The sequence below is a fragment of the Archangium lipolyticum genome, from assembly GCF_024623785.1.
GTDB lineage: Bacteria > Myxococcota > Myxococcia > Myxococcales > Myxococcaceae > Archangium > Archangium lipolyticum.
This window is the reverse complement of record NZ_JANKBZ010000018.1, coordinates 203,828-212,943: the sequence shown is the minus strand read 5'-3', so window position 1 is coordinate 212,943 and position 9,116 is coordinate 203,828. Positions and strand designations below refer to the sequence as shown.

Sequence of the window (9,116 nt, the reverse complement as noted above, 5' to 3'; positions counted from 1 at the left end):
CACCCCCGTCCCCTCTCCCAGAGGGAGAGGGGGGAGTAGTTACGCGTTCGGCGCCGAGGGCTTGTCTTCCTGGGTCTCGCCCGCCGCGGGCTGCTCGGTGCCCGCGGCCCCCGTCTGCTCCGTCGACGCGGCCGCCGCCTGCTGCTGCGCCGTCTCGGCGGCGGCTCGGGCCTGCGCCGCCTCCTCTACCTTCTTGTCGCTCGCCGCCATCTCGTCCGGCGTCAGCTCCGTACGCTCGGCCAGCATGCCCGTCTTCTTCTCCAGATCCTTGATGGCCCGGCGCAGCAGATCCCTCTCCAGCAGCGTCCGGTTCAGCCTCTTCTCCAGCGCCTTGTACTTGTCCTTCACCAGCTCCAGCTCGCTCTTGCTGGCGGAGAAGATGCGCTGCTGCGAGTCGGCCCGGCCCTTGATGCGCTTGAGCTCGCGCTCCAGCTCGGCCGCCCGGCTCCGCTCCTTGTTCGCCGTGGCCTCCAGCCGCTCCATCTTCTCGCGATCGGCGTCGTTCAGCTCGCGGTAGCGCCGCGGACCCTTCTCGGCCACGGGCTCGGCGGGGGCCGTGGTGGCGGCGGGCGCCACGGTCGTGGTCGCGGTCACCACCAGATCACTCGTCGGGGCCGACAGCTGCTGCTGCGCGGCCGGCGTGGTGCTCACCACGGCGGCCGGCGCGGGAGCCGGAGCAGGAGCCGGAGCGGCGGCACGGCGGCCTCCCCGGCCCATCTCCATCTCGGACTTCAGCCGGGCGATCTCCGCCTCGGCCTGCGCCAGCTCACCCCGGACCACCTCGAGCTGCGTGGAGGCGTTGCGCTCCACCTCGGCGCGGGCCCTGGCCAGGTCCTTCTCGCCCTTCTCCGACTCCTTCTGCTCGTAGATCTTCCGCTTGGCCTGCTTGAGCTGCTCCTTCACCTCCTGCAGCTGGCCGCGCTGCTCATCCAGCTCCTTGCGCTTGCGGTCGAGCTCGGACTCCAGGCGGGCCGTACGGGCCCTGGTATCGGCATCCAGCTCGACCCGCCCGTGGGACGTGGGGAGGGCGGCGGTCTGCTTCGGACCGAAGAAGATGTAGCCGAGCGCCGCGAGGAAGCCCAGCGAGACGACGATGAGGAGTGCTACCAGCACGAGGGTGACCTCCAGGGAGATGCAAAAAGCGGCGCAGCCTAACGTCAGGGGACGGGACGTCAATAGGTCTCGTCGCCCGCCCTCCAGCCCCTGGACCGAGCCCCACCCCGTCCGTTCTCCCTCCCAGGGGCATGACGCAGTCCACCTCTCAACGTAGGAGCGGGGGCGCCAGCATGCCTGGAGGGCCCGGGTGTCGGTGAGCAGGGCAGGGGGGCTTTCTCCGGGCGCGGGAAACACGTAATGGTGGACGGCTCGTTCGTACCGTCTGGAGGAACCCCCGCGTCATGGCTCACCTGGAGCTCATTCCCAAGGAGAACGTCTCCAGCTTCCGCAAGCTCGCCATCGGAAGCTGGAAGACCGCGTATGACCCGACCGTGTACGGGACGATGACGCTGCGGATGGACAACGCCCTGGCCTACATCGAGGCCTTTCGTCAGAAGACGGGCATCCGCCTCACCGTCACGCACCTGCTGGCCAAGGCCATGGCCGAGGCCCTGCGCCGCTGTCCGGACGCCAACGCCATCCTGCGCTTCAACAAGATCTACCTGCGCAAGCGCGTCACCGTCTCCACGCTGGTGGTGCAGACCGATGGCGGCAAGGTGGACCTGACCTCGGCGAAGATCGACGACGCCGAGCAGAAGACCCTGCGGGAGATCTCCGCCGAGCTCGAGGCGGCCGTCCAGAAGGTCCGTCAGCGCAGGGACGAGGCGCTGGAGAAGAGCAAGGGGACCATTCAGAAGCTCCCCTACATGTTCCTCAACCTCTTCACCTGGTTGATCTCCTTCCTCATGTACACGCTGAACCTGGACATGACCTGGGCAGGCATGCCCCGGGACGCGTTCGGCTCGGCCATCATCACCAACGTGGGCTCGCTGGGGCTGGACACGGCGTACGTGCCGCTGGTGCCCTACACGCGCGTGCCCATCTTCATCGCCCCGGGCGCCATCAAGGACGCCCCGGTGGTGGAGAACGGCAAGGTGGTGCCGGGGAAGGTCATGAACGTGAACGCCTCGTTCGATCACCGCTTCATCGACGGCTTCCACGCCGGCATCCTGGCCACCACGCTGCGCGAGATGCTGGAGAACCCCTTCGAGCACTTCGACAAGCTCGACGACGTGGCTCCCGCGCTGCCGGCCGCGGCCGAGGCCAAGGCCGCGGGGTAGGAGCCCCACCCGCGGGCGGGGCTCCCGGCCCTTACGCCCAGGCGCTGCGCCAGGCGCGCGAGCCCGAGCGGACCCCCATCTCGCGCAGGCGGCGCACCCGCTCGGGGATGGGCGGGTGCGTGGAGAACAGGTGCATGATCGCACCGCCGGACAGCGGGTTGACGATGAAGAGGTGCGAGGTGGCCGGCGCCCGGTCATAGGGCATCAGCTCCGCGCCCCGCTCCAGCTTCAGCAGCGCGTCCGCCAGGGCATCCGGGTCTCCACACAGCTGCGCGCCGGTGGCATCCGCGCCGTACTCGCGCGAGCGGCTCACCGCCAGTTGCAGCAGCGTGGCGGCGATGGGCGCCACCAGCAGCACGCCCAGGTTGCCGAGCATGTGGCCGAGGCCGTCCTCGTCGTCATCGCGGCTGAGCATGGAGCCGCCGAACCAGAAGAGCATCTGCGCCGCGTAGCTGATGACGCCCGCCAGCGTGGCCGCCACCGTGCCGATGAGGGTGTCACGGTTCTTCACGTGCCCCAGCTCGTGCGCCAGTACGCCCTCCAACTCCCGCTGATCCAGGATGTCCATGATGCCGGCCGTCACCGCCACCGCGGCGTGCTCCGGGTTGCGGCCCGTGGCGAACGCGTTGGGCGTCCGGGTGGGCAGCAGGTACAGCTTCGGCTTGGGCATGCCCGCGCGCGCCGCCAGCCGCTCCACCATCTGGTGCAGCCACGGCGCCTCGGCGTACTCCAGCGGTTGGGCCCCGTGCATGGCCAGGGCGATCCGGTCGCTGAACCAGTACGAGGCGAAGTTCATCACGATGACGAAGAAGCCCGCGATGACGAGCCCCTGAGGGCCGCCCAGGCGCTCGCCCACCAGAAGCAGGAGCGCGGTGAGCCCGGCCAGCAGCACCGTCGTCTTCAGCGCGTTGCTCAGCCGGTGGCCCCAGCCGCTCCCGCGCAAGCCCGGATTCTCCCGGGTCGTCGACGATCCATACATCCCGCCAGCACTCATGACGTGTCCTTGCCTTTCCTTTCCCTCTCTTGGGGTCTCGGAAAAAACGTAAGCAGGCGACAGGGCGCGTCAAACGCGGTGGGCTCAGGGCGTCCGGCCTCCGACCCGTCTACCCGGACTCACCGTGTGAGCCCGTTGAACAGGCGTGGCTTGCGCCTGCCTGGGGCACTTGCTAGGGAATCACGGATAACGGACACTCTCGACGTCATTGGAATTTTTTAGAACACATGCCATCCAAAGGTCAGGCGGGACTCAGGGGTGAGGAGGCGACGGCGAAGCGCAAGGATGCCCACCTGGATCTCTGCGCCACCGGGGATGTCGAGCCGCAAGGGAACAGCACGTTGCTGGAGGACGTGCGGCTGGTGCACTGCGCGATGCCGGAGATGGCCGTGGACGAGGTGGATCTCTCCACGGAGTTCCTGGGCAAGCGGCTGCGCTACCCGCTGCTCATCACCGGCATGACGGGTGGCACCGAGCGGGCCGGGGCGGTGAACCGCGACATGGCCACGCTGGCCGAGCGTCACGGGCTGGCCTTCGGCGTGGGCAGTCAGCGGGCCATGGCGGAGAACCCGCAGCTCACGGAGACCTTCCAGGTGCGCCAGGTGGCGCCCACCATTCCCCTGCTGGGCAACATCGGCCTGTACCAGGCGGTGGGCATGGGTGTGGACGGCGTGAGGCGGCTGGCGGAGGACATCGGCGCGGACGGCATGGCGCTGCACCTCAACGCGGGCCAGGAGCTCACCCAGCCCGAGGGCGATCGCGACTTCCGCGGTGGCTACAAGGTGGTGGAGGGGCTGGTGCGCGCCTTCGGCTCGCGCCTGCTGGTGAAGGAGACGGGGTGCGGCATCGGGCCCGAGGTGGCGCGCCGGTTGGTGGAGCTGGGCGTGCGCAACCTGGACGTGTCGGGGTTGGGCGGCACCTCGTGGGTGCGGGTGGAGCAGTTGCGCGCCACGGGCGTGCAGGCCCAGGTGGGCGCGGAGTTCTCCAGTTGGGGCATCCCCACCGCCGCTGCCATCGCCTCCGTGCGGCGGGCCGTGGGCCCGGACGTCCGGCTGGTGGCCTCGGGCGGGCTGCGCACGGGGTTGGACGCGGCGAAGGTGATCGCCCTGGGCGCGGACGTGGCCGGCACGGCGCTGCCGCTCTTCCGAGCCCAGCAGGAGGGCGGACTGGAAGGGGCCGAGCAGGCGCTTGCCATCATCCTCTCCGGGCTGCGTCAGGCGCTCGTGCTCACCGGCAGCAGGAACTGCGGTGAGCTCCGCCAGAAACCCCGGGTCATCATGGGCCAGTTGAAGGACTGGCTCGCGGCACTGTAGGGATTATTCCCGCGGGCGAGGTTCCGTCCGCGGTGGAGAGGATAATGTCCGAAACGTTGACGTCCCGGTTGTCTGGTTTCCACAAGCTGTCGATGGTCGCTCGGCACGAGAAGCTCGCCGAGATGCTGCAGCTGGACGAGATGGACCTGGCCCAGCTCCAGGGCATCAGCGCGTTGCAGCCCGGCCTGGCCAACCAGATGATCGAGAACGCCGTGGGCACGTTCTCCCTGCCGCTCGGGCTGGGACTGAACATGCAGGTCAACGGCCGCGACTACCTGGTGCCCATGGCGGTGGAGGAACCGTCGGTGGTGGCCGCGGTGTCCTTCGCCTCGAAGATCGTCCGCGAGTCGGGCGGCTTCAGCGCCGAGGCGGATGACCCCATCATGATCGGCCAGGTGCAGCTCACCCGGTATGGGGATCCCACCGAGGCCACGAAGAAGATCCTCGCGGCCAAGGAGGCCCTGCTGGCGCTGGCCAACAGCTTCCACCCGTCGATGGTGAAGCGCGGTGGTGGCTGCAAGGACATCGAGGTGCGCGTGCTGCCGGCGCCCGAGGGCCCGCGTGGCGAGCCGCTGCTCGTCGTGCACCTGATCATCGACACGCAGGAGGCGATGGGGGCCAACCTCATCAACACCATGGCAGAGGGCGTGGCGCCGCTCATCGAGCAGCTCACGGGCGGCAAGGTGTTCCTGCGCATCCTCTCCAACCTGGCGGACCGGCGGCTGGCGCGCGCCACGTGCCGGATTCCGGTGGAGGCGCTGGCGGACTTCGACATGCCGGGCCACCTCATCGCCGAGGGCATCTACCAGGCGAGCCGCTTCGCCCTGGCGGACCCGTACCGGGCGGCCACGCACAACAAGGGCATCATGAACGGCATCGACTCGGTGGCCATCGCCACGGGTCAGGACTGGCGCGCCATCGAGGCGGGCGCGCATGCCTTCGCCGCGCGGGATGGCCAGTACCGGCCGCTGTCGACGTGGCACGTGGATGAGGAGCACCTGGTGGGCCGCATCGAGCTGCCCATGTCGCTGGGCACGGTGGGGGGCCCCATCAAGGTGCACCCGGGCGTGCAGGTGGCCATGAAGCTGCTGCGCGTGGAGTCGGCGCGCGAGATGTCCATGGTGTTCGCGGCGGTGGGTCTGGCGCAGAACTTCGCGGCGGTGCGGGCGCTGGGCTCCATCGGCATCCAGAAGGGCCACATGGCGCTGCACGCGCGGTGCGTGGCGGTGACGGCGGGCGCGCGGGGCGACTGGGTGGAGAAGATCGCCGACCTGCTGGTGACGGCGGGCCACGTGAAGGTGGAGAAGGCCCGGGAGATCATCGCCTCGCTGTCGGAGGAAGACTTCCGCGCCGCCACGGGCACCGAAGGCTGAACCACTCCCTCTCCGAGCAGGAGAGGGCCAGGGTGAGGGAGGGGGATGTCCGGGTGTTGAACCCGTGTAGGCCCCCTCTCCCTCTGGGAGAGGGCTGGGGTGAGGGTCTCCCTGCCGCCAGCCCATGACAGGACATCATGGATACGAACGACACTCTGGTGGGCTTCGGCGCGGGCAAGGTCATCCTTCTGGGTGAGCACAGCGTCGTGTACGGCTACCCGGCGCTTGCGGGTCCGCTGTCGCGCGGTGTGACGGCGCGCGGAGAGCCCTCGAACAAGTGCCAGCTGGTGATCCCCGACGCGCTGATGCCGGAGCAGCGCAAGGTGCTGAAGGCGGCCTTCGCGCGGGCGACGGCGGCGTGCGGTGAGCCCGGGGTGAAGGTGTCGTTCGACACGGATCTGCCGCTGTCGATGGGGCTGGGCAGCTCGGGAGCGCTGTCGGTGGCGTGCACGCGGGTGCTGTTGCAGGCCGCGGGACGCAAGACGACGGCGTCCGAGGTGGCGGCCGTGGCGTGGGAGATGGAGCAGGAGTTCCACGGCACGCCGTCGGGGGTGGACCACACGACGAGCGCCATGGAGCAGCTCATCCTCTACCGCCGCAAGCCGGGCGCGGAGCAGGGCCGGGCCAAGGTGGTGGAGAGCCCCCGGCCGCTGAAGCTGGTGGTGGTGATGGCGGGCGCGCGCAGCCCGACGAAGCTGACGGTGGGCGCGCTGCGCGAGCGCCAGAAGCGCTGGTCCGAGCGTTACCAGCGCATCTTCCGGGAGATCGGCCTGCTGGCCTCCGAGGGCGCCGAGGCGGTGGAGGAGGGCGATCTGGAGGCGCTGGGGGACGTGATGAACGTCAACCACGGCCTGCTCGCGGCGCTGGGCCTGTCCTCGCCGGGGCTGGACGACATGGTGCACCGGCTGCGCAACATGGGCGCGCTGGGCGCCAAGCTGACGGGAGCCGGTGGTGACGGTGGCGCCGTCATCGGCCTGTTCAACGACACGGATCCGGTGGTGCACGAGCTCACGCGGCAGGGCATCCGCTGCTTCGACAGCCAGCTGGCGGGTCCGCGTGCCGAGGGCACGAGGGGGGCGGCATGAAGTCCACTGCCCTGGCGCACCCGAACCTCGCGCTGGTGAAGTACTGGGGGAAGCGGGATGACGCGCTCATCCTCCCCCACCAGTCGAGCCTGTCGATGACGCTGTCGCCGCTGTCGGTGCGGACGACGGTGGCCTTCGGGGTGGGCTCGGCCGATGAGGTGGAGCTCAACGGCTACGTGGCCAAGGGCAGCGAGCGCGACCGCGTGCTGCGCGTGCTGGACGCGGTGCGGGCCGAGGCGAAGGACGCGAAGCTGGGCCCCGCGAGGATGGTGTCGCGTGGGGACTTCCCGGCGGCGGCGGGCCTGGCCAGCAGCGCGGCGGGCTTCGCGGCGCTGGCGGTGGCGGCGCGCGCGGCGGCGGGGCTGCCCGCGGACCCGAGGGCGGCGAGCATCCTGTCCCGGATGGGCAGTGGCTCGGCGTGCCGCAGCGTGCAGGGCGGCTTCTGCGAGTGGATGCGCGGCGAGCGCCCGGACGGCACGGACAGCTACGCGGTGCAGCGCTTCGACGAGAAGCACTGGCCGGAGCTGCGCATGGTGGTGGCCATCGTCAACCGCGACGAGAAGGAAGTGAAGTCGCGCGACGGCATGAAGAACGCGGTGGAGACCAGCCCGTACTACCCGGCGTGGGTGAAGGACGCCGAGGCCGAGGTGGTGCGCGCGCGCGACCTGATTGCCCGGAAGGATCTGCAGGCGCTGGGCGAGCTGTGCGAGCGCAACGCGTGGCGGATGCATGCCACGTCGCTCGCGGCGGATCCGCCGCTCTGCTACCTGCTGCCGAAGACGCTGGAGCTCATCCACTCGCTGCGCGAGCAGCGCAAGAAGGGCGTGCCGGTGTGGTTCACGCTGGACGCGGGGCCGAACCCCTGCATCCTGACGGACGCGGCGAACGAGGTGGCGGCGGAGGCGGTGGCCAGGGCGTGCGGCGCCATCGAGGTGGTGCGGTGCGTGCCGGGCGGTGACGCGAAGCTGCTGACGGAGCACCTCTTCTGATGGAGCGCGCCCTCTCGGCCCCGGGGAAGCTGTTCGTGTCCGGCGAGTACGCCGTGCTGTGGGGCGGCGTGTCACGCGTGGCGGCGGTGGGTCCGCGCACGTCGGCGCTGGTGCGCCGGCGCTCGGACAGCCAGGTGCACGTGTGCGTGGAGGAGGGGACGCTGTCGGGACGGACGACGCCTCGGGGTGTGAAGTGGGAGCGCGAGGTGCCCCCGGGCTTCTCCTTCGTGGCGCGCACGCTGGACGAGGCGCTGCGGCTGTACGGGCGCGAGTCCGTGGGCTTCGACCTGGCGGTGTCCCCCTCGGCGGTGGGGCCCAATGGGAAGAAGCTGGGTATGGGCGGCAGCGCGTGCGCCACGGTGCTGGCGGCGGACGCGGTGCGCTTCGTGCTGGAGGAGAAGTTCGACGCGCTGAAGGTGGCGCTCGTCTCCCACGCGGCGGCGCAGGGCGGGAAGGGCAGTGGAGGAGACGTGGCCGCGAGCTACGCGGGTGGCGTGGCGCGCTACCGGCGCTACGAGGTGTCCGGCCTCATCGAGGCGTCGAGCGCCGGTGGTTACCGCGCGGCGCTGGACTCGGCCCCGCAGGTGGACGTGTGGCGGCTGCCGACTCCCAAGCTGTCCCTGGGGTATGCCTTCACCGGGGAGAGCGCCTCGACGCGGGTGCTCATCTCGCAGGTGGAGGCGAAGATGGGAGAGGCGGGGCGCCGGGCCTTCGTGGAGCGCTCGGACGCGCTGGGGCATGAGATCGAAGTGGGGCTCGGGGGCGGGGACTTCCGCGCCTTCTCCGAGGCCGTGCGCGAGCAGCACGCGCTGCTCCAGGAGCTGGGCCCGCTGGAGACCGAGCCGATGCGCCGGGTGCTGGGCATGGCCTCGGCGTACGGGTGCGTGGGCAAGCAGTCCGGCGCCGGAGGCGGAGACGGGTGCATCCTGTTCGCCCAGGACGCGGAGAAGCGCGCCGAACTGCTCGAGGGCATCCGCTCGCGGGGCTTCCACACGCTGGAGCTCGAGGTGGAGCCCGGCATACGCGGCGAGGCCCAGCCGGACGCACGGCTGCGCTCGTGGCTCGACGCCTGGAAGTGAGCCAAGG

At 70.4% G+C, this 9,116-nt stretch carries 8 protein-coding genes; 6 read left to right on the top strand and 2 right to left on the bottom strand.

The genetic code is table 11. The annotated features are described in order from the left end of the window. Nucleotides 1-39 precede the first annotated feature (39 nt). The gene (locus tag NR810_RS32360) at nt 40-1,110 is read right to left on the bottom strand and encodes a coiled-coil domain-containing protein (protein WP_257458297.1); all 1,071 of its coding nucleotides are present in this window, start codon (nt 1,108-1,110) and stop codon (nt 40-42) included. A 287-nt stretch (nt 1,111-1,397) separates the two neighbouring features. On the opposite strand from NR810_RS32360, the gene NR810_RS32355 reads away from it, so the two are divergent. Beyond that, the gene (locus NR810_RS32355) at nt 1,398-2,276 is read left to right on the top strand and encodes a 2-oxo acid dehydrogenase subunit E2 (RefSeq protein WP_257458285.1); all 879 of its coding nucleotides are present in this window, start codon (nt 1,398-1,400) and stop codon (nt 2,274-2,276) included. 31 nt (nt 2,277-2,307) lie between these two features. Here NR810_RS32355 and NR810_RS32350 read toward each other — a convergent pair whose 3' ends face one another. Then, complete coding sequence (locus NR810_RS32350) at nt 2,308-3,270, bottom strand: zinc metalloprotease HtpX (protein ID WP_407653862.1); 963 nt, start codon at nt 3,268-3,270, stop codon at nt 2,308-2,310. A 227-nt stretch (nt 3,271-3,497) separates the two neighbouring features. On the opposite strand from NR810_RS32350, the gene fni reads away from it, so the two are divergent. The 5 genes from fni (at nt 3,498) to NR810_RS32325 (ending at nt 9,109) form a co-directional block, all read left to right on the top strand. Further along, complete coding sequence (fni, locus tag NR810_RS32345) at nt 3,498-4,583, top strand: type 2 isopentenyl-diphosphate Delta-isomerase (RefSeq protein ID WP_257458284.1); 1,086 nt, start codon at nt 3,498-3,500, stop codon at nt 4,581-4,583. 44 nt (nt 4,584-4,627) lie between these two features. Further along, the gene (locus NR810_RS32340) at nt 4,628-5,956 is read left to right on the top strand and encodes a hydroxymethylglutaryl-CoA reductase, degradative (protein ID WP_257458283.1); all 1,329 of its coding nucleotides are present in this window, start codon (nt 4,628-4,630) and stop codon (nt 5,954-5,956) included. A gap of 137 nt (nt 5,957-6,093) precedes the next feature. Further along, a complete protein-coding gene (gene mvk, locus NR810_RS32335) occupies nt 6,094-7,041 on the top strand; it encodes a mevalonate kinase (protein WP_257458282.1) in 948 nt (315 codons plus the stop codon). After that, nucleotides 7,038-8,030 (top strand): diphosphomevalonate decarboxylase, encoded by a 993-nt coding sequence (gene mvaD / locus NR810_RS32330; RefSeq protein ID WP_257458280.1) that lies wholly within the window; start codon nt 7,038-7,040, stop codon nt 8,028-8,030. Before mvk ends, mvaD begins: the two co-directional genes overlap by 4 nt. Beyond that, nucleotides 8,030-9,109, top strand: coding sequence for a mevalonate kinase family protein (locus NR810_RS32325; protein ID WP_257458279.1), 1,080 nt, complete (start codon nt 8,030-8,032; stop codon nt 9,107-9,109). Before mvaD ends, NR810_RS32325 begins: the two co-directional genes overlap by 1 nt. The last annotated feature ends 7 nt before the right edge of the window (nt 9,110-9,116 follow it).

Coding starts and splice junctions, on each gene's coding strand:
- NR810_RS32355 (WP_257458285.1), top strand. CDS start 1,398: ATGGCTCACCTGGAGCTCATTCCCAAGGAGAACGTCTCCAGCTTCCGC.
- NR810_RS32350 (WP_407653862.1), bottom strand. CDS start 3,270: ATGAGTGCTGGCGGGATGTATGGATCGTCGACGACCCGGGAGAATCCG.
- fni (WP_257458284.1), top strand. CDS start 3,498: ATGCCATCCAAAGGTCAGGCGGGACTCAGGGGTGAGGAGGCGACGGCG.
- NR810_RS32340 (WP_257458283.1), top strand. CDS start 4,628: ATGTCCGAAACGTTGACGTCCCGGTTGTCTGGTTTCCACAAGCTGTCG.
- mvk (WP_257458282.1), top strand. CDS start 6,094: ATGGATACGAACGACACTCTGGTGGGCTTCGGCGCGGGCAAGGTCATC.
- mvaD (WP_257458280.1), top strand. CDS start 7,038: ATGAAGTCCACTGCCCTGGCGCACCCGAACCTCGCGCTGGTGAAGTAC.
- NR810_RS32325 (WP_257458279.1), top strand. CDS start 8,030: ATGGAGCGCGCCCTCTCGGCCCCGGGGAAGCTGTTCGTGTCCGGCGAG.